Origin of the sequence: Helicobacter sp. L8 (assembly GCF_003660355.1) — a bacterium.
In the GTDB taxonomy this organism is placed as follows: domain Bacteria; phylum Campylobacterota; class Campylobacteria; order Campylobacterales; family Helicobacteraceae; genus Helicobacter; species Helicobacter labacensis.
In genome coordinates this window covers 1-18,363 of record NZ_QXQR01000022.1, presented here as the reverse complement: position 1 = coordinate 18,363, position 18,363 = coordinate 1, and the positions used below count along the sequence as shown (strand labels likewise).

General features: G+C 48.0%; 18 protein-coding genes and 3 pseudogenes. 6 read left to right on the top strand and 15 right to left on the bottom strand.

The window, feature by feature from the left end:
- From EAO37_RS08055 to EAO37_RS08040, 4 genes and pseudogenes are all read left to right on the top strand, one after another.
- Nucleotides 1-670: pseudogene (locus EAO37_RS08055) on the top strand (sulfatase); the annotation flags it as partial.
- A gap of 10 nt (nt 671-680) precedes the next feature.
- A pseudogene (locus EAO37_RS08050) lies at nt 681-866 on the top strand (sulfatase-like hydrolase/transferase); the annotation flags it as partial.
- A complete protein-coding gene (locus tag EAO37_RS08045; RefSeq protein ID WP_120953056.1) occupies nt 863-1,615 on the top strand; it encodes a phosphoethanolamine transferase in 753 nt (250 codons plus the stop codon). The pseudogene EAO37_RS08050 and the gene EAO37_RS08045, both read left to right, overlap by 4 nt.
- A gap of 133 nt (nt 1,616-1,748) precedes the next feature.
- Nucleotides 1,749-2,852: a DNA double-strand break repair nuclease NurA gene (locus tag EAO37_RS08040; protein ID WP_240451781.1), complete on the top strand. Its 1,104-nt coding sequence runs from the start codon at nt 1,749-1,751 to the stop codon at nt 2,850-2,852.
- Nucleotides 2,853-2,926: 74 nt separating this feature from the next.
- On the opposite strand, the gene EAO37_RS08035 is transcribed toward EAO37_RS08040, so the two are convergent.
- From EAO37_RS08035 to ilvC, 15 genes are read right to left on the bottom strand one after another with little or no spacing between them, the layout of a single operon-like run.
- Nucleotides 2,927-3,166 (bottom strand): hypothetical protein, encoded by a 240-nt coding sequence (locus tag EAO37_RS08035; RefSeq protein ID WP_120953053.1) that lies wholly within the window; start codon nt 3,164-3,166, stop codon nt 2,927-2,929.
- Nucleotides 3,150-3,533: a flagellar export chaperone FliS gene (gene fliS, locus EAO37_RS08030; RefSeq protein ID WP_120946223.1), complete on the bottom strand. Its 384-nt coding sequence runs from the start codon at nt 3,531-3,533 to the stop codon at nt 3,150-3,152. The genes EAO37_RS08035 and fliS overlap by 17 nt, the downstream gene beginning before the upstream one ends.
- 29 nt (nt 3,534-3,562) lie before the next feature.
- Entirely contained in the window at nt 3,563-5,626 is a 2,064-nt protein-coding gene (gene fliD, locus EAO37_RS08025) for a flagellar filament capping protein FliD (RefSeq protein WP_120946222.1), read from the bottom strand.
- A 12-nt stretch (nt 5,627-5,638) separates the two neighbouring features.
- Nucleotides 5,639-6,049, bottom strand: coding sequence for a flagellar protein FlaG (locus EAO37_RS08020; protein WP_240451780.1), 411 nt, complete (start codon nt 6,047-6,049; stop codon nt 5,639-5,641).
- A gap of 56 nt (nt 6,050-6,105) precedes the next feature.
- On the bottom strand, nt 6,106-7,362 hold the full coding sequence (locus EAO37_RS08015; protein WP_120953050.1) for a peptidoglycan DD-metalloendopeptidase family protein: 1,257 nt from the start codon (nt 7,360-7,362) through the stop codon (nt 6,106-6,108).
- Nucleotides 7,359-8,168 (bottom strand): cell division protein FtsX, encoded by an 810-nt coding sequence (locus tag EAO37_RS08010; protein WP_120946220.1) that lies wholly within the window; start codon nt 8,166-8,168, stop codon nt 7,359-7,361. Before EAO37_RS08010 ends, EAO37_RS08015 begins: the two co-directional genes overlap by 4 nt.
- Nucleotides 8,155-8,826: an ABC transporter ATP-binding protein gene (locus tag EAO37_RS08005; protein ID WP_120946219.1), complete on the bottom strand. Its 672-nt coding sequence runs from the start codon at nt 8,824-8,826 to the stop codon at nt 8,155-8,157. Before EAO37_RS08005 ends, EAO37_RS08010 begins: the two co-directional genes overlap by 14 nt.
- Nucleotides 8,823-9,992: a tRNA (guanosine(46)-N7)-methyltransferase TrmB gene (trmB, locus tag EAO37_RS08000; protein ID WP_120953047.1), complete on the bottom strand. Its 1,170-nt coding sequence runs from the start codon at nt 9,990-9,992 to the stop codon at nt 8,823-8,825. The genes EAO37_RS08005 and trmB overlap by 4 nt, the downstream gene beginning before the upstream one ends.
- 3 nt (nt 9,993-9,995) lie before the next feature.
- Nucleotides 9,996-11,249, bottom strand: coding sequence for a fibronectin type III domain-containing protein (locus EAO37_RS07995; protein ID WP_120946217.1), 1,254 nt, complete (start codon nt 11,247-11,249; stop codon nt 9,996-9,998).
- Nucleotides 11,152-12,162: an RluA family pseudouridine synthase gene (locus EAO37_RS07990; protein WP_120953045.1), complete on the bottom strand. Its 1,011-nt coding sequence runs from the start codon at nt 12,160-12,162 to the stop codon at nt 11,152-11,154. The genes EAO37_RS07995 and EAO37_RS07990 overlap by 98 nt, the downstream gene beginning before the upstream one ends.
- Complete coding sequence (ruvX, locus tag EAO37_RS07985) at nt 12,159-12,557, bottom strand: Holliday junction resolvase RuvX (RefSeq protein WP_120953043.1); 399 nt, start codon at nt 12,555-12,557, stop codon at nt 12,159-12,161. Before ruvX ends, EAO37_RS07990 begins: the two co-directional genes overlap by 4 nt.
- A complete protein-coding gene (gene dprA, locus EAO37_RS07980; RefSeq protein ID WP_120953040.1) occupies nt 12,554-13,354 on the bottom strand; it encodes a DNA-processing protein DprA in 801 nt (266 codons plus the stop codon). The genes ruvX and dprA overlap by 4 nt, the downstream gene beginning before the upstream one ends.
- Complete coding sequence (gene minE, locus EAO37_RS07975) at nt 13,348-13,605, bottom strand: cell division topological specificity factor MinE (RefSeq protein ID WP_120946214.1); 258 nt, start codon at nt 13,603-13,605, stop codon at nt 13,348-13,350. Before minE ends, dprA begins: the two co-directional genes overlap by 7 nt.
- Nucleotides 13,602-14,402 (bottom strand): septum site-determining protein MinD, encoded by an 801-nt coding sequence (gene minD, locus EAO37_RS07970; RefSeq protein ID WP_120953037.1) that lies wholly within the window; start codon nt 14,400-14,402, stop codon nt 13,602-13,604. Before minD ends, minE begins: the two co-directional genes overlap by 4 nt.
- A 9-nt stretch (nt 14,403-14,411) precedes the next feature.
- On the bottom strand, nt 14,412-15,416 hold the full coding sequence (gene ilvC / locus EAO37_RS07965; RefSeq protein WP_120953034.1) for a ketol-acid reductoisomerase: 1,005 nt from the start codon (nt 15,414-15,416) through the stop codon (nt 14,412-14,414).
- A gap of 68 nt (nt 15,417-15,484) precedes the next feature.
- On the opposite strand from ilvC, the gene EAO37_RS07960 reads away from it, so the two are divergent.
- Both EAO37_RS07960 and EAO37_RS07955 read left to right on the top strand, forming a co-directional pair.
- On the top strand, nt 15,485-18,112 hold the full coding sequence (locus EAO37_RS07960) for a phosphoenolpyruvate carboxylase (RefSeq protein WP_120953031.1): 2,628 nt from the start codon (nt 15,485-15,487) through the stop codon (nt 18,110-18,112).
- 3 nt (nt 18,113-18,115) lie between these two features.
- Nucleotides 18,116-18,363: pseudogene (locus tag EAO37_RS07955) on the top strand (hypothetical protein); the annotation flags it as partial.

Below are 18,363 nucleotides of genomic sequence, written 5' to 3'. Positions count from 1 at the left end.
GGAATACAGCAAATATTGGGAAAGGTTGGCTGTGCGCTTAGATAACCGCTTCTTTTTGATGTGGCTAGCCCCAGTGGTGGCGAGTTGTTTCTCTCTGGAGGCTCAGGTGCAGGCGCATTTGTTTTGGCATGCAAGTAAAGTGGCCTTTTATGGCTTTTTATTCTTTTACCTATTTTATTGGTTGCTCAACCAAATCAAAGCACAGTGGCTAGTCGGGCTATTTAAAAACGCTATGCTAACATTCAGTTTTCTCCTTGCTCTAGTCAATTTTTTTGTTGGTCACTACCTCAATATGGGTTTTACGCCTTCTCTTGTAGACACCATCTTGGCTACCCATGCACAAGAAGTCCAAGAGTTTCTTGCAAGTATGGTGTGGCCACATATTTTATCCCTTGTGGGCATCACTCTTTGTGGATTTCTCATCTATAGGGTGCGCTTCCAGCTCCATCTAGAAAAAAGAGCGCACATTGTGATCTTAGGGTTTCTTGTTGTGGGGACAGCCTTACATTTTAGCAAGGCTTTTTACTTACACCACTGGAGATTAGAGGGAATCGCCCAAGCTTTAGAAGACATGACAACAAGGACAATGCCTATAATCAAAGAGGGGCATGCTATTTATACCAGTCTTAAGGGCTATGGCGATGCCAAGCTTATGATTGAAAAGCTCTAAACAACCCATCCCTAAAGACTATTTGAGCGTAGATTCTAACAGCGTGCCTAATGTAGTCCTCATCATCGGCGAAAGCGCGTCTAGGAATTTTATGGGAGTTTATGGCTATAGTGTGCCTGACACGCCCTTTTTTAGTGGCTTAGTAGAGAGAGAGAGAGAGAGAGATCACAAAATTTATTTGTCTTTGATGATGTGATCTCAGCTTTTTCCTACACCCTTGTAGTTTTTCAAACCCTGTTAAACTACGCAGATGTAGAAAACCGCGCCATTGCATGGTATAAGCAAAGGAATTTGGGCGATATTTTTAATTTAGCAGGCTATAAAACCTTTTGGCTAGACAATCAAGAAAGACCTGTGTTCACCAATATCTATTCCCTCTTGTCGCGCCGTTTTTTTGCCTCGTATTGGACAAATGCGATTTGGCTCTCTTACGATCAAGTCCTTATAGACACCTACAAGGATAAAGTGCAACCCCAGCTTGGCATGAAAAATTTTATCCTCTTCCATTTGGTAGGAAGCCATTTTACCTACAATAGACGCTTCCCCAAAGCTTATGCCAAGTTCACCCCGGCAGATATTCCTTACCAAGGTTTGCACATCAAAGATGAGAAAGATAAACAGATTGTCGCGGATTATGTGAACTCGCTTTACTATACTGATCATGTTTTAGAAGAAATCTTTAAACTCTTTGAAGACAAGGACGCGTTAATTATCTATCTCTCTGATCACGCCCAAGATGTGTTCCAAACAGACAACAGCTATGGGCATCGCTGTTCTGTTTATGGCGTAGAAATCCCCTTTGTGATCTATGTTACTAACACCTTCAAACAAAAACACCCCCAAAAAGTGCAACAACTCGCCCAAGCGGTGCACAAGCCCTTTATGAGCGATGATCTGATTCACACCCTTTTTCAAGGATTACGCCAGCAACGCCGCGCAATTTGATCAAAGCTCTATCAGTGGGTTTAAGGCGGGCGCACAGCTCATTAGGCAAAATCTAGCCCTAGAGAACACCCGGGTAACTTACGCGCTCATTTACAACCCTTCTAAAAGACTTTGTTACTACAATGTAGGGATTTTGACCTTTTCTCTTGGAGATTTAAAAAATCTTGCAAAACAGCAGAGCATTAACCCCGATGATTTAGGGAGATTAGAAAAAGATTTCCAACGCTTTTCTTTTGTGCTCTCCATCCAAGGTTACTGCCACGATCAAAAGGATTTTATCACCACGACAAGAGAAAGACTCTATGAGATTTTTATAGAAAATAGCCTGAATGAGGATGGCGATTCTTTGTTGAATACTCTTAAATGGCTTGTGTTTCAAGAGTATAAGGGTGGAGGGGGGTCTATAGAGATTGCATGCGCGGGCTGTGGGGATAGGCACATCTTTGAAAAACAGAGCGCATCTTACAAAGATTTACAAAACGATTTTTTAGTTTGCGCTTGTGGGGCAAAAACCTACATCACCGATTGCTTTGAATTGCACACTTTGGTCGATGAAATTTTGGGGGCTGGAGCTATAAAATCCTTTGTGATGAACGTGTTTGAGGTGGTACTCATGCTCTCTGTGTTTAGATTTTTGATAGAGACTGGCAAGTGGGAATTGTTGCCTAAACTTCTATTCATTAAAGATGGTCCCCTAGCACTTTTTAGCCGACTAGATGATTTTGCTTTTAAGGTGGTGCGGGTGTTTTTGCAACACCTCTACGATCGATCGCTACAAGATCGATCAAGCTATGTTAATTGGATTGGTTTAGATAAAAGCGGTTTGTTTGTGGAGCACTTGAAAAATTCAGAGTCCAAAATTCCAAAAGAAAGCCTTGTTTTGCCCAACTCTGCTTATATCAAAAAGTGTATCACCGGTGATACGGGCTCAATTTTTGGGCACAACACTTATTTTGGCATTAAAATGTTGGTTAAATCCGATCGCGCCTTTGTGCTGGATGTAGCCATTCCCTTTGGTTTGGATATGGCATACCAACAATATTTGGAAAACCCCCGTATTGGGGATTTTTTAACCCTTAAAAATATCTTAGAAATCCTAAAAGACTTGAAATGCGATCTCTACCAACAATCTTTTATCCCCATTGTCATGCTTAATAAATTGGTATCTATTGCCAATATCCCCGCTCAAAGAATCTTAAAGAGCTTTTCTAAATCACAAAATCTAAACCCACTTTAAAAAAGCCTTGGGGGTTTGCCTACGAAGTAAACAAACACGCTGGGAGTTTTTCAGGTGATGGGGTGTTGTAAGGCTTAGTCCGCAGAGATTTCTAAAAAGCGTTGGGCGACTTTGAGTTGGCGCATTTGCGCGCCCAAGGCACGCTGTTCTGCTTGGAGTCTTGCTAAGGTTTGGGCGATGAGCTCCTTAGCTTTCTGCAGAGTTTCCAAGTCCGTGCCATCTCCAGGCTGAAAGGGACAACTCTCTATTAAAGCCAAGGCTTTAGAGAGATCATCTTGTAATAGCGCGACCTTGAGTTTATCGACCCAATTCATGCTGGTGAATCTCACGCCATGCGTCCAAAAGCCCACGCGCCACGCGCATAACCAGCTCGACCTTTTGGCTGTCATTCTCCAAATTGGCTTGGGTGAGCACTTTGATCTGGTGGGTATAAAGTCCGGTCAAATACACCGCCACTTCCCCCCCGCGCTCATAATCCAAGACATTGAGAAGTTCAGTAAAGATGTCTGTTACCTTGTTGAGATAGAGAATCTTTTTTTCAATATCGCCCGCTTCCATATGCCGTTGCGCCTGCGCACAAAATTTCAAAATGCCCTCATACAGCATCTCAATCAACCTAGCTGGCGATTCCACACTGACAGAATTCTGTTGGTAAATATTATAAGCATTCGCCCTAAACATCTTGTCCCTTTCTTTAAGCGTTGTGCGCGTCAATTCTTCTTGGCTGTTGCCTGATCGATCATCATTTGCACAGCGTTGAACGATTTGTTCGCCTTAGAAATCTGTTCGTCATAGGCGGCAAAACGCTCAGCCATCGTGTCATAACGCGTTTTTAATAGTTCCATCGCGTTCTCTTTGTCCTTTCTCAAAGCCTTAACATCCTGGTTCAAAGAATTCTCATAGAGCTTCAAACGCGCGTTACTACCATCGACCAAATTCGCCAAAACTTTATCTACCCGCTCGAACACCCCATCTTGGTGCACCTCCTTGCCTTCTATGGTTTTATTATCACTCCCGTAGAAAAAATCCTGTGTGCCCTGCGGATCGGCATTAATCGCGCTAGAGAGACGGCTTTCATCCAGACTCATTTTGCCATGTTCATCTAGCATGATCCCATATTTCATCAAGCTATCTATGCCCTTTGAAGTGGTGAGAGTGAAAGTAACCGCGTTGGTAAGAGAGGATCGAATTGTGCGCACATCACTCACCCCATTGAAAATCCCGGCGATCTTGGTGTCAGGATCGTAACGGGTAGTTTCGTCTAATTTTGGGATCAACTCATTATAGGCTTTGACAAATTCTTTGACATTGTCAATGATCGCCTTATCATCGCGGGTGATGCTCACAATGGCCGGTTTACCCGGTTCTGTCGTGCCCTGCAAGCTTAAAGACACCCCATTGATAACATCGTTAACTTCATTGGTGGGACGGGTGATGGACGCGCCATCGTAAGTGAATTTAGCATCCCCAGCTCTTTGGATATTTCGCAAGGCAAACAAACCCTGGGCGTTAGCATAGGAACGCACAAACCCCTCTGAGAGCCCTAGCTTTTGCAAGGCAAGCTTACCCTGTGGGTTGCCCCCACTCAAGCGCAACTGCCCGCTTGCGCTATTTAACACAAGCTTACCATCATTGCCCACAGAGGCACGCACTCCCTTTAGCTGGTTGAGGGCTTGGGCGATGGTTTTGGCGTTTTGTTCGCTGGAATTGCCCAAGTGGGTGATCGCGCCCAAATCTATATTCTGCCCATTGACACTAATCACTCCCTTGATAGCCCCAGCTTGGGGGGCACTGGTGGCTTTGAGTAGATCCCCCTGTGCTTGGGATTTTTCTTGGATAAAACCCAATTCATGCGCTTTAACCCCGCCCACCTCCACAGCCAAACCCCGCTTGTCATTGAGGATTAATGATTTGCCATCATTAATCACCCCCACATTTAACTCCCCTTTATCTACAAGGTCTTTAGTGGCTGGATTGTCCTCTAAGGCTTTTTGGATAGCCACGCGCAAGGCTTCATTCTTGCTTTCTACAGAAGTCTGCGCGCTAAGTTCTAGAGCAATGGGGATTTCTATGGGATTGTTTTGCGCGTCATACACCTTGATAAAAAAATCATCTTCAGGTTTGCCCTCACCTTTAAGCCCTAAACTAATAGGCGCATCGCTACTCAAATGCGAGATCACACTATCCCCAAAGTAAATGCGGTTGTCAGCACCCGTGTTTTTGCCATTGATCATCAATTGGTAGGGTTTATTGCCCCCGGTTTTCATCACGATCCCCATCACAGCCCCATTGGTCGCATCGGTGATCGCCTGGGCGACATCGCCCAAACTCATACCCGCCTTGATTTTGACATTGTAGTCTTGGTGGTTGGTATGGAAACGCAAGGTGGTGTCAAATTGGCTGAACGCGTCATCGCGCGAACTAAAATGCGTGCCCACCTCATTAATATCCCCCTGGGCTAAACTCTCTACATCTACCTTGATGTTTTGGATAGGGATTCCCGGACTCACACTAGCTTTAAGCGCATCTCCGCTCACGCTACTATTGCGTGCGGTGTAGGTGGAGTAGTCGCTCAAGGCTTTGGCTGGGGAGCGCAAATTAGAAATGAGAGTTTCAATCTCCACTAAGGCTTTTTGTTTCTCTAGGTTAGCCTCCATCTTCTTCTCAATGGGCTTTACCATCATCTCTTCGTCCGCTTTTTTGAGTTTGTCGATCACATCGTAGTTTAAGACCTTACTCCCAAGCCCCAAAGAACTCAATTGCCCTACTGCCATTTTCTACTTCCCTCAACCCTTCTTATCAAAGAGAATCCCCACGATGTCGCGCATTTTCTTGGTTAGCTTGATCACCTCTTTGGGGGGAATCTCGCGAATCACCCTATTGCCCTTGCTGTCCTTGATGATCACCACCAAGCCCCCAATGTCCTCATTGTAGCTAAAGGTGATGTCCGAGTGCATGCGCTTCATCTTCTCGTTCAAGTCTTTGCTAATTTTCTGCAAATCCTGTTCCTTTAACTCGTGAGCTAAAGAATCCGCGTCCGTCTTTTCGGGCGCGTTGGATTTGAGAATGGCCTCTTGAATGGAGTCTTGCTTTGTTGCTTGGGACGCGGGCGCATGGGGGGCGGAGTCGCGACTAGGCAAGGGGCTAGATAGGATATGGGGTTTTATTTCAGAGACATTGGCGATACCATCGGGCATGAAATCTCCTTAAATACCGCCAAATCGGCATTCTTTCGTTATTTTTTAACAAACAACTAGGGGCTTTTTGCGATCAAGTCCAAAGGATCGATGTGTTTGTCCTTGAGTGTTACTTCGAAACTCAATCTTTGATCGATGCGGCCGATCACATAACCCTTTTGCACATGCAAACCATGCCTAATGGTGGGGGCAATTTTGTCTAATTGGGAGTAGATGGTGTGCATGCCATCTTTATGTTCTATGATAATGACTTTTTTGAGAATTGGCACCTCTTTAGCGTAAACCACCCGCCCGTCAAAGACGCTCCGCACCACTGCGTTAGGCTTGGTAGACACTAAAGTGATGGATTCGTTAAAGATTTTGAGCTTGTAAACCGGATCAAAATAGGGACCAAATTTTTGCACCACCCTGTAACTACTCAAAGGGGCGATGGTTTTTGGTCCCCTATAGGCGATGGTTAAGATATTGTGGTAAGAGCTAGCCACCTGCCTAACCTCTATGGGGGCTTCAATGCCCTCAATGCTAGGTTGGGGTGTTTGCTCGCGCTCTTGTTGCGCCCTCCTGCGCTCTATTTCTTTTTCCTTAGCTAATTTGACGATATTTAAAGAAGCCAATAGCTGATCTAAGCCCTTGCGCTCGCGATCTAGAGTCTCTAATTTTTTATTATAAAGCACCAATTCGGCGCGCATACTCTCGATGATCTTTTGTTGGGTCTCCACCACAAGTTGCAAATTGCGTTTGCGATCTTTCTGGGCGTTGATGGTCGCGCTAATTTGGGTGATGTTGCTAGAGAGTTGGGCGATCTTGGTGCTGATCTGTTCTTCTTGAAAATTCAAATTGGCAAGTTGGTTTTTAGAGCTTAGGCTTAGGCGTTTGAAGACTTCTTGGAGCATTAAATCCTGTGTGTTAGCCAAATCCTGTGTGTCTAAAACCATCACAAAGAGAATATCCTTGAGTAAAAGCGTGGTAACTTCATCTTGGATCTTAAGGCGGTTGTGTTTGAGATCGTCTAAATACGCCCGATACTGCCCTAAGGCTTTTTCTTGGGCTAGGCTTTGGGCTTGGTTCTTGTCAATGCTCTTTTGGATCACCTGAATCTGCTTGGCGAGCTCTTGGCTTTGTTGGTATTTTTGGTTGATCGCATTGCCTAAGCTGTTTAAGTGCGTGCTGAGTTTTTGTTTTTGGGCGGTGGTTTCTTGCAACTTATTGGTGTTGAAGTTGATATTGCGCTGGATTTCTTCAATGCCCTCTTCTTTACCCCCAAGCCCCGCACATAAGCACCCCGCTATGAGCACTGCGCGCCAAACTCTCATGCCGTTCTCCTTTGCACCACTACCACCCACACACAAGCCAAGGACACACTAAGCGATGCCCCCAAGAAGATCGCAAAATCCTCATGCCAAATAAAAAGGGTGTTTTGAATCTCCAAAGTGCCCACAATGCTTTGGAATTTACTCTGCGCACTCAAATACAAACTCCCTAGCAACACCCCCACGCTGGCTAGCACCGAATCGATCAAAGCCAAGCGGAATAAAAACCCATTTTTGATGCGCATGGGCGCGCCTAAGAGCTCCATGATCTCAATGCGTTTAGAGTATTGTAAATTCCACACACTCACTTGTTTAATTAAGAGCAAAATAGACAATATCCCCACTAAGGACGCAAAAATCCAAGTGCTCTGCTCTAGCAAGAGCAAGAGTCGGTATTCTTGATCGTGAGTTTTGCTAAAGACCTCCACCCTAGAAACTCCCGGGATTTTCAATAGTTTGTTGTGGATTTTTTGTAACTCTGCAGAAGTGGGGAAGCGCTGGAGTTTGAGGGAGTAGAAAAAGGGTAGGTTTTTCTTCAGATTGCTCAAGCTACTAGGGCTGATATTTTGTTGCAATTTCTCTAAAAGCGCGTCCGGGCTGATAGATTCAAGAGAGACACTAGATCGCACATTTTGGCGGATAAATTCCAAATTCAATTTCTGTTGGCTCACAATGGCGATGGTGTAATTCTTAGAAAGTTGCGCCTCGCGCATATTTAAAGCGCGTTGAATCCACAACACACTCTCCAAGCTCACTAATAACGCGATCAAAGGCAATAAAAAAGCCAAGTGTTCCTTAAGTGTATTCATGCACCTCTCCATCTTGGATATAAACCTTGCGGTAGGGCACATTAAAATTGCTTGGAATCCTATGCGTAACCACCACGATCGTGATGTCAAGCTGTTTGTTCGCCCCCTTGAGTAAACTCCAAATCATGTCGCTAGAATAGTCGTCCAAATTGCCCGTAGGCTCGTCCGCTAAGATCAAAAAAGGCTTATGGGCGATCGCGCGCGCCATCGCGACTCGCTGTTGTTCCCCCCCGCTGAGTTCCAAAGGATAGCGGTTGGACTTATAGAGCAAATCCACATGGGCTAGCAATTTCTCCGCTTGGATATTGCATTCCTCCTTGCGATACCCATTGATAAGCATGGGTAATTTAATATTCTGCTCCACCGTCCACTCTTCAATCAACTTATAGTCCTGGAATACCACCCCAATATGGCGGCGCAATTCATTGATGAACGCCCTTGAAGCGCGATTTACATTGATATTACACACCTCTAAACTCCCCCCTAGCAGGGGCAGATCACCATATAACGAACGCAAAAGCGTGCTTTTCCCACACCCACTAGGTCCAGAGATGAACACAAAGTCTTTGCGCTCCACTTTCAAATTCGCTCCCCTAATCACCCACTCATCTTTTTTATAGCCCAAGGACAAATCCCTAGCCACCACAATACTGCTCACAACGCCTCCACCAAAATATCTTCTAATTGCCGGTGCGCCAACACATTAGCCTGCGTATTCAAGGGCGCACCCCCCACATACTCTAAAACCCCATTTTTTCTATCCCACACCACGATCTTATTGGTCGGGGTGTGAAAATCCCCAAAACTTAGCACCAAAACCCACACCTGCGCGTATTCTAGCACATCTTGGATGTGTAAAAAATAATCAACCCCTCTTCTAAAGCGTTGCTCTAACACAAAGGTCAAACTTCTAGGCGCGCCCCTAAGATAAAACACCTCTTCTAGACATAGTTTGGAAGCAGGGGGGTGGGCGCAGGCTAAAGAGCCAGCGTGCAGGCGCAAGTCATAAATTTCTCTGTGCTGTTTGAGCCAGCGCGCCTCGTATTTACTACTAATGGGCGCGGGCGCGTTTTTGGCGATCTGGCACGCACAAGTTGGCAAATCTAGCGCTAAATCCAAACTCTGCTTGAAATACGCCAAACTATCCGTGCGTAACCAAAACACCCCTTTCTCAACCAATACCCTGAGGATATGCCCCAGCACACCCGCGCTCATCACCCGTCTTGTGGGGTTTTTCTCCCAAGGAATGGGGAAGTGCAAATCCACACCCAAACAACACTGCGCGCCCAAGACTTCCAAGAGCGCGCGCGCGTCCGCGCGCACAAGATAGAGGTTTTGCAAGCCCAAGAGTTCTATGTGGCGCAACACCTGTTCTATGCTAGGGGTGTGGATTTCCACGCCCACATAAACTTGTGCGGGGTTACTTTGGGCTTTTTGTAACAAATGCACCCCTGATCCAAACCCAATTTCTAAGTGAAACTTCTCCAAGCGTGCTAGTTGCGCCACTTCTAGCAAATACGGGCTCTCTACATAGCCTTGCGCGCTTAAATTCCCCTCCACACCCCCACAATAGCGCGTGAGCAACCCCAAAACGCGTTGCAATACCCCTATGGGGATGGGGCGCGTGGACTTCTCTGCCTTGAATAAATGCCCTTGAGGGCGTGTGATGTGGTACAAACAAAAATACCGATCTCTTGGCACGCGCACCCCCATCAAGGCAATCTGGGGGTGAATCACACTCTGGGCACGGTATAAGAATTGCACCCCCTCTAATTCAAAGGGGAAATCAGGCAAATGTGCCCAAGTGGCGCTAAAATGGGGCATACATCAGCGATCTAAGCGCAATTCCACTTCTTTACTTGGGCGCGACTCCAACCCGCTAGCATCCACGCTCACCACTTGGTAGCGGTATTTACGCCCACCCTCCATGTTTTTATCCACAAATTGGGTCCCCAAAATCCCTCCATAGCGCAGGGGTTTAGAGCGGGTGTTGTTCTCAAAGCGGTAAATCGCATAGCCTTTAACCCGGGGGTCTTGAATAGCCTCCCACACGATGATCGCCTGGTTGTCCTCGATGGTGCCCTTAGTGATAATGGGCGTGGGAGGGCGAGGCAGGGTCGCGCCCTTGATAGCATTTTGGGGCAAGACTCCCTCAATGCCATCTTTATCAAAGGCAACCACTTTGTAAAAGCGTTCCACCCCGTCTAAGTCCACATTGTCGGTGTAAGTGTGGTCCCTAACTTGGGCGATCTCCTTGTATTTGCCCCCTGCGTTGTCTGCCGCATAGAGTTTATAGCCTGCGATGTCTGGTTGGCTCAGAGGTGTCCAGCTCACATGAATTTTGCGCGTCAAATCCGTGCTAGCTTGTGTGTCAGCCACAAGGGGGGGAGGGTTTTTAGTTTTACCCACCACCACCGCGCTAGGCAAAGACTTCGCCCCCTCAAAATTCTCCGCGATCACGCGGTAGCGGTAGGTTTGCCCATCCCCTAGTTTTTTATCAAAGTATTCTACAAACAAGCGGTTCTTCACCGCCCCGATATTCACAAACTTGCCCTGTTCGTCTTCGCGTTGGATAATGTATTTAGCGATGCTAGGATTAGGGTGGGGAGTCCAAAAAATCTTAATTTCTCTAGGGCTAGTCATGCTCGCAAAGACGCTCTCCACTGGGTTGATAAAAGAAGTGTTGACGCTAATGGTTTCAGACATACTAGACACCCCACCCTCTTTACCCAAAGTGGCGATCTGGTAGTAATACTGGGTTTGGGGGGTGAGTCCATCATCGTAATAGTGCGTAGCGTAGGGGTTGCGCACAATCCCCACGCGCCTAAAAGTGTGATCGGCTTGCATGCGGTAGATAATAAAGCCCTCGATGCGTTCAGGGTGATCCACAGGTAACCACTCAAAGCCCACAGATTGCACATCGTTGATCGTCTTGATCCCTTTGACAACGGGAAGATTGGCATTGGTGCTTTCTGCACTATGGCTAGCAAAGGAGAGAGTGTTGTTCTTTTTGGGGGTAGCGCAACTCGCTAATAGCAATGCCAAAACGCCCCAAAAACATATCTTCTTGCAAACACCCATGCCAATCAACCCCTTGGAAAAGTTTGTGCGCGCATTCTACCATGTCATCTAAAAGCTTGGCTTTAAACAAGAGGGCTTGCCCCTTTTTAGGGTGAATCAAGTAGAGTAAATAGGCGTGCAACATGGTGCGCGCAATAGGGGAATCCTTGCGCCCATAAAGGGTATCGCCCAAAATATAACGCCCCACACTTTGCAGATGCACGCGCACTTGGTGGGTGCGCCCGCTATGCAAGCGCGCTCCGATGAGTTGGTGCGCCCTACCCTCTACAAGGGGAATAAAGACACTCTTGGAAGGCTTGCCCCCCTTAGCCTTGAGTGCGTCTAAATTTGCCATCTTCAAGCGATTTTTAGGGTGTCTACCTAAGCGGCATTCCACACACATCTGGGCACGCAAACGCCCTTCAATGAGCGCGACATAAAAACGCCCCATCTGCCTATTGGCTAATTGCGCGCTTAAGTGGGCGTGGCTGGCGTTATTTTTAGCGATCACTAACGCCCCGCTGGTTTGTTTATCCAAGCGGTGCACGATCCCGCAACGCCCCACCCCCCCCAAGTTAGAGAGCGCATAACCCTTAGCCTGCAAATACTCCACTAGAGTGGCTTCTTTGAGGCTGGGTGCTGGGTGGGTGGCTAGATGAGGGGGTTTATTGAGCACCAAAATATCCTCATCTTCATACAAACAGGCGATGTCTAAATCTGGGGGGGGGATTAAAGGGGGCGTGGGACATTTGGGTGACAATACCCGCACGCAATCCCCGGATTTTAACACCACCCCCCCCTTAGTGCATGCGCGATCGTTGATACACACCAAGCCGGCTTTGATATATTGCAAGGCTTGGCTTCTGGGCACACCGGCTAGATGCGCCACAAAGCAATCAGCACGCTGGCTGGTTGGCGCGATCGCTTCCTTCATGCTTGTTTTAAAAAACGCTCCAAGATCGCGCACGCGCTCAGACTATCTAGTAGACCATTTTTGCGCGCGTTTTGGCGTTTAGCGCGGGGCAAGTGCCAAGTGCGCTCTAGGGCTTGTGCGCTGGTGTCTTCCTCATCTACAAAGATCACAGGGGTAAAGTCTAGCAAACTAACAAAGTGCAAAACGCGTTGGCGCGTGTCGCTGTAGCGCGCATGGGGCAAACCCACTAACAATTTTGCAGGTTGTTTGTGGGTAAGTAAAGTTTGCAAAGCCCGGCTGGCTTGCTGGCGGCTGGTGCGCACAATGGGCTCAAGGGGCAAGATCACCCCCCCCACATACAAAGCCAGCCCGATGCGCTTCAAGCCCACATCACAGGCTACTAAGGAAACGCTCACGCCAGCACCACACAACCATTACGGCGGGTGATAAGCCCCTCTAATTCGTATTGGGTTAACAAATCCCCAAAACGCGCATAAGCCTGTTCGTAAGTGGGAGCGTGTTTGAAAAACGCCAAAAGGACATCTCGAAGAGACCTTGGAGGGGTTAGGGCGTAATCTTGGGCTAGCTTGGCGCAAAACGCGTCTATGTCATAAATGGCTTGGGCTTTGTGGGCTTGCAATAACGCTTGCGTGCCACCACTCTCGCCTAAACGCTGGGGCAAGACAAATAAGGGTTTTTGGTGGCTCAAGGCTAATTTAGCGCTACTCATCGATCCGCTATGCAAATTAGCCTCTGGGATAATGACTACATCACTCAAACCCACCACCAAGCGGTTACGCTCCAAAAAAGAATGGCGGTAGGGGCTGAAATTCTCTTTATATTCACTCAAAATTAAACCCTCTTGGGCGATGAGAGAAATGACGCGCGCGTTAGCAGGCGGGTAGAGGCGATCCAAACTGCAAGGGGCAATCATAATAGTGTGGGGCAGGGCACTGTATTGCGCAATAATATCCACGCCCAATGCCCCCCCACTCACCACCACCCCCCCACATTTGGTGATTGTCCTAGCCAAGGTAGCGCAAGTGTGTTGGGTGTATTGGCTAGGGGTTCTGCTCCCCACGATCGCTACTTTCAAAGGGGCGTGGAGCAAATCTAATTGCCCGGTGAAATAGAGTTGTTTTGGGGGGTGCTTTAATTTCCCCAAACACATAGGACAAGAATCCAACGCGCGGTAGTCAAAATGGCTTAACATCTAGGGTTGATCCCCTCTTTCTCTAAGATAATTTCTACTTCTAGGGTGTCTATATTGTGGTTAGAATTGGTGCGCACATCGATCTTAGTGGTGTGGGTGTATTTCTGCACCACCGCTAAAATCTCCTTTTTCATCTCTTCTATGTAGGGTAGGCGCGCGCTCCTCTCATAGGCTAGCACGAGCTTTAGACGATCCTTAGCCACGCGCGCGCTATTTTGTCCCCCAAACCATTTATCCAGCAAGGCACTCATGCCAACCAGCCCTTTAGAATCCCTGCCAAGCCCTTCTTGGCTTTGAATTGCGCAAATTCCACTTTTTGACCCAAGAGGCGTTGGGTGATGCGCTGGAAAGCTAGCGCGCTAGGGCTTTGGGTGTAAATCACGGGTTCGCCCGTATTGGTGGCTGAGATGATCTTGTCATCTTCGGGCACTAAGCCTATTAGGGGCAAAGCCAAAATTTTTAACACATCGTCATTAGAGAGCATTTCTTGCTTTTCTACTAGGTCGGGTTTAATGCGGTTGATCACAATGTGCTTTAGCATCTCTTGACCCTCCTTGATCTTTTGACTCTTAGCATCAATGATCCCAATGACGCGATCGCTATCGCGCACGCTACTCACCTCTGGGGTTACCACAATGATAGCGCGATCGGCAAAGAGCACGGCGTGCTCAAACCCACTTTCAATGCCCGCAGGCGAGTCGATCAAGACATATTCAAATTGGCTTTTTAGATTTTCAATCAGGGTTTGCACCTTGTGGGTTTCTAAGATATTCTTGTCCTTACTCTGGGAGGCGGGCAGAAAATACAGATCCTTGGTGCGCTTGTCATTGATGAGGGCTTGGGCGAGTTTGCAATTGCCCTCCATCACATCTACCACATCATAGACGATCCGATTCTCCAAACCCAAAATCATATCCAAATTGCGTAACCCGATGTCAAAATCGATCGCCACGACCTTCTTTTGGTGCATGGCTAGCCCAATGGCTAAATTGGCTGTGGTGGTGCTTTTGCCCACCCCCCCCTTACCCGATGTGATGGTGATAACCACAATCTCTCCTTACTTGAATAAATGCGCGCGCAAATGCGCCCCGACTCTCTCTAGGGGGCTATTTCCTAACGCCTCGCGTTGGGCGCGCAAGCGTGGGTAATTTTGTCTAGCTTCTTGCATGAACGCGCGCGCAAAATCTCCCCCTTCAATCTGGGCTAATACCTCTTGCATGCGCGCCTTGCTCTCTTGATCCACCAGCTTAACCCCGCTTACCAGCCCACCATACTCTGCGGTATTAGAGATGTGCTCTTGCATGCGCGCTAAACCCTTGCTATAAATCAAATCCGCGATGAGTTTGATCTCATGCACGCACTCAAAATAGGCTAACTCCCCGGGATAGCCTGCTTCTAGCAAGGTATAAAACGCCTCTTCTAACAAACGCACCAACCCCCCACATAGCACCACCTGCTCCCCAAAGAGGTCGCTACAAGCCTCGTGCTTAAAGCTTGTCTGCAAAATCCCCACGCGTCCCGACCCAATGGCGCAGGCATAGCTTAAAGCTAAGGCTTTGGCGTTGTTATGGGTGTTGTCCTGTTGCACAGCTAGCAGAGCGAACAACCCGCTACCCCGTTGGTAGTTTTCTCTAAGCGCGCACCCTGGACCCTTGGGCGCAACCAAGATCACCCCCACCCCCTCAGGGGCTTGGATTTGTTTGAAATAGACACTAAAGCCATGCGCAAAGAGTAAAGTTTGCCCGCGTTGGACAAAGGGAGCGATCTCTTTAGTGTAAACCTGGGCGTGGACTTCATCAGGCAACATGCAAGCAAGCAGATCGCAAGTTTGCGCGCACTGGGCAACGCTACACACCTCAAAGCCCTCCCTTTGGGCTAGGGCGATGCTAGGACTACCTGCATACAAGCCAATCTGAACACGCACACCACTATCGCGCAGATTGAGCGCGTGCGCGCGCCCCTGCGCCCCATACCCCAAGACTCCCACGCGTTGGGTCGCCACCAAGCCCACATCGCCCTCTTTGTCTGTGTAGATGGGTAAGAACTCCCCGTCCCTAGACATACACTCCCTTTTTGACTATAATGGTGCATTTTAAAGCAAAGTAACTTAAATCTTGTCTAGGAACTTGGATGCGTCAAGATTTGCAAGTGAGTCAGGAATTAGAGTTTCTGCATAACATGGTGGTGGCGATCTTAGAAGAGTTTAGCCCCGCGACTACACCCCATTTTTTGCGCCTAAAAGCGTTGTTTGAAAACAAAGCCCCCCAAGAGGCGCAGATCGCCTCCGTGTTGCAAGAGATCAGTGCCTCTGTACAAATCCTAGAGGTGATCAAAGCCTTTTCTCTTTACAATATCCTCATTAACATCGTAGAAGAACGCCACAAGCACGATCAACCCTCCTTGCTCAATGCGGCTTACAACGCGCTTTTAGAACAAGGTCTAGATCGCCCCACTTTGGCACGCATGCTAGCTTCGATCCAATTTTACCCCGTTTTCACCGCCCACCCCACCGAATCGATGCGGCGCACTTTCTTAGAAGCCACCCAAGAAATCTATGCGGATTTGCATCTCATCTTTGATCACGCCTGCAATCAAGCCACCGCCACGCGCGCTAGAGAGCACTTAGCCTACCGCTTGCGCTTGCTGTGGAAAAGCCATTTGATCCGCCAAGAACGCCTAGAAGTGCTCTTTGAATTAGATAATTTACTTTACATTTTGGAACACTCTATTTTGCCCAGCGCGCAAGAACTCCTAGCCCAAGTGCAAAAAATTCTCAATACTCCCCTGCAACAAAGCACCTTGCAACTGGGCAGTTGGATCGGGGGGGATCGCGATGGTAACCCCTTTGTGGATAATGCCCTCATCCACCAAGTGGTGGCGATCCAGCATGAGTTTATCCTCAAAGCCTATTTAAAACACACCGCCAAATTGCAACGCGAACTCTCCATCGCGCGCGATTTTTGCCATGTGTCTGTGGCGTTGCAACGGGATTTAGAAGCGCATTTTAGCAAGCTTGATCCCACCAGCGCGCGCCTGCACGCCAAAGAACCCTTTAGGGCGAAAATCATTTTAATGGAGCAAAAACTCAAAAACCGCTTGATCGCCTTGAACACACCCCTAAAGGTGGAGTTTGCCTACCAAGACCCCCAAGAATTGCTAGATGACATCGATTTGCTCTTAGAAAATTTAGAACCCAGCCTCTCCCAGCCCCTGCTAGATTTTAGGCATTTGGTGCTCTTGGCTGGTTTCCACTTGTTGCGCCTAGATTTTAGAGAACATCGCGATGTCTTTTTATACGCCATCAGCGAAGTGTTTTGCCACTTGGGGCTAGCCACTAGCGATTTTTACGCCCTAGAAGAAAACGCCAAGATAGAGATTTTAAACCACGCCCTAGCCCAACCCCCCGTGTCTTTGAGCGCGCTAGAGTTCAGTCCCGAGTGCAAACGCCTATTAGAAGCCTTCACGCACATCGTGTGGGCTAAACACAAGGTGGGCGCGCCTATTTTCCACTCCATTATCGTGTCCATGACCACCCAAGCTAGCGATTTACTCAGCGTGCTATGGCTAGCCAAACAGCACAATTTAGCCACCAAAGATCCCTTCCAAATCCACATCACCCCCCTTTTTGAAACCATCCACGATCTCCAACGCGCCCAAGCCCTCATGCGCACCTTGAGCCAAAACCCCCATTACCGCGCCTATTTGCAAAGCATGCATTGGCAACAAGAAATTATGGTAGGTTATTCCGACTCTAGCAAAGACGGAGGGATTTTTGCGAGCAATTACAATTTACACGGGGCGATCAGCGCGTTGATAGATTTGGGTAAGGAATTAGGGATCGCTTTTTTGCTCTTCCATGGCAGGGGAGGGAGTGTGAGTCGGGGCGGGGGAAATTTGCAACACGCCCTTTTGAACGCCCCTTTACACAGCGTTGATCACACCTTAAAACTCACCGAGCAGGGCGAAACCATTAGCTCTAAATACCTCAATCCCTCTAGCGCGCTGAATAATCTCTCTAATATCACGGGTGCGCTTCTCACTAAAGCCACTTTGGATCGCCACCGCCCCCAAAGAGCCACCCCCTCTAAGACGATGAAACACATCTCAGAGGTTTCTTGTGAGATCTATCGCGATCTCATTTACGCCACCCCGGATTTTTTAGACTATTTTAAGCGCGCTACCCCCATTAGCTTTATCCAAGAGCTCAATTTGGGTTCGCGCCCCTCTAAACGCAAGGAGAGCACACGCATTGAAGACTTGCGCGCCATCCCTTGGGTATTTGCATGGACACAAAACCGCAGTATCTTGCCGGCGTGGTATGGGGTGGGCAGTGGGTTAGAGAGCATAGGGGATTTTAAGAAGTTGCGCGATCTCTACTGTCAAGATGGGTTTTTTAAGGTGGTGCTAGACAACATCGCCCAAGTGCTCTTAAAAGTGGATTTACAAATCGCCCAACGCTACCACCACTTTGCTGCGCATAACCCCAGCGCGTCCCACATTTGGGCTTGCATAGAAAGCGAGTTTGATAAAACCATGCGTGCGGTGTTAGCCGTGCGCGCCGAAACGCATTTATTAGAACAAGATAGCGATGTGCGCGCGGGGATTCTCTTTAGAACTCCCTATATCAACGCGCTCAATTGTCTACAGATCGCCCTCATTAGCGAGTTTAACACCTCCCTAGATCGCCAAGCCCAGCTAAAGACCTATATCCACAGCACCATCGTAGGCATCGCTCAGGGCATGCGTAATACAGGATAGCCCATGTTGAAATTCTCACTTAGTCTCTTGGTTTTGATCTTGCCCTTGCGCGCTTTGGTGGTGCAACTCTCTGCCGATCTCAATTTGTCTAAGAAGACGGGGGCTTTTAGTGCCCAAGTGGTGCTGAAAAACACCCCCCAAACGCGCTTGCTTGTCAAGGGAATCTATAGTATCCAAGCCCAAAAGCTCTTCTTTAACGCGCTCAGCTTGCAAAAGATCCCCAACACAAAAACCCCTAACCCCCCTAAGCC

Excerpts from the sequence above, each read along its gene's own strand:
- EAO37_RS08010 (WP_120946220.1), bottom strand. The coding sequence starts at position 8,168 with ATGAATACACTTAAGGAACACTTGGCTTTTTTATTGCCTTTGATCGCG.
- minE (WP_120946214.1), bottom strand. The coding sequence starts at position 13,605 with ATGAGTGCCTTGCTGGATAAATGGTTTGGGGGACAAAATAGCGCGCGC.
- EAO37_RS07995 (WP_120946217.1), bottom strand. The coding sequence starts at position 11,249 with ATGGGTGTTTGCAAGAAGATATGTTTTTGGGGCGTTTTGGCATTGCTA.
- EAO37_RS08015 (WP_120953050.1), bottom strand. The coding sequence starts at position 7,362 with ATGAGAGTTTGGCGCGCAGTGCTCATAGCGGGGTGCTTATGTGCGGGG.
- dprA (WP_120953040.1), bottom strand. The coding sequence starts at position 13,354 with ATGTTAAGCCATTTTGACTACCGCGCGTTGGATTCTTGTCCTATGTGT.
- EAO37_RS08035 (WP_120953053.1), bottom strand. The coding sequence starts at position 3,166 with ATGAATTGGGTCGATAAACTCAAGGTCGCGCTATTACAAGATGATCTC.
- trmB (WP_120953047.1), bottom strand. The coding sequence starts at position 9,992 with ATGCCCCATTTTAGCGCCACTTGGGCACATTTGCCTGATTTCCCCTTT.
- EAO37_RS08020 (WP_240451780.1), bottom strand. The coding sequence starts at position 6,049 with ATGCCCGATGGTATCGCCAATGTCTCTGAAATAAAACCCCATATCCTA.
- fliS (WP_120946223.1), bottom strand. The coding sequence starts at position 3,533 with ATGTTTAGGGCGAATGCTTATAATATTTACCAACAGAATTCTGTCAGT.
- EAO37_RS07990 (WP_120953045.1), bottom strand. The coding sequence starts at position 12,162 with ATGAAGGAAGCGATCGCGCCAACCAGCCAGCGTGCTGATTGCTTTGTG.
- fliD (WP_120946222.1), bottom strand. The coding sequence starts at position 5,626 with ATGGCAGTAGGGCAATTGAGTTCTTTGGGGCTTGGGAGTAAGGTCTTA.
- ilvC (WP_120953034.1), bottom strand. The coding sequence starts at position 15,416 with ATGTCTAGGGACGGGGAGTTCTTACCCATCTACACAGACAAAGAGGGC.
- EAO37_RS07960 (WP_120953031.1), top strand. The coding sequence starts at position 15,485 with ATGCGTCAAGATTTGCAAGTGAGTCAGGAATTAGAGTTTCTGCATAAC.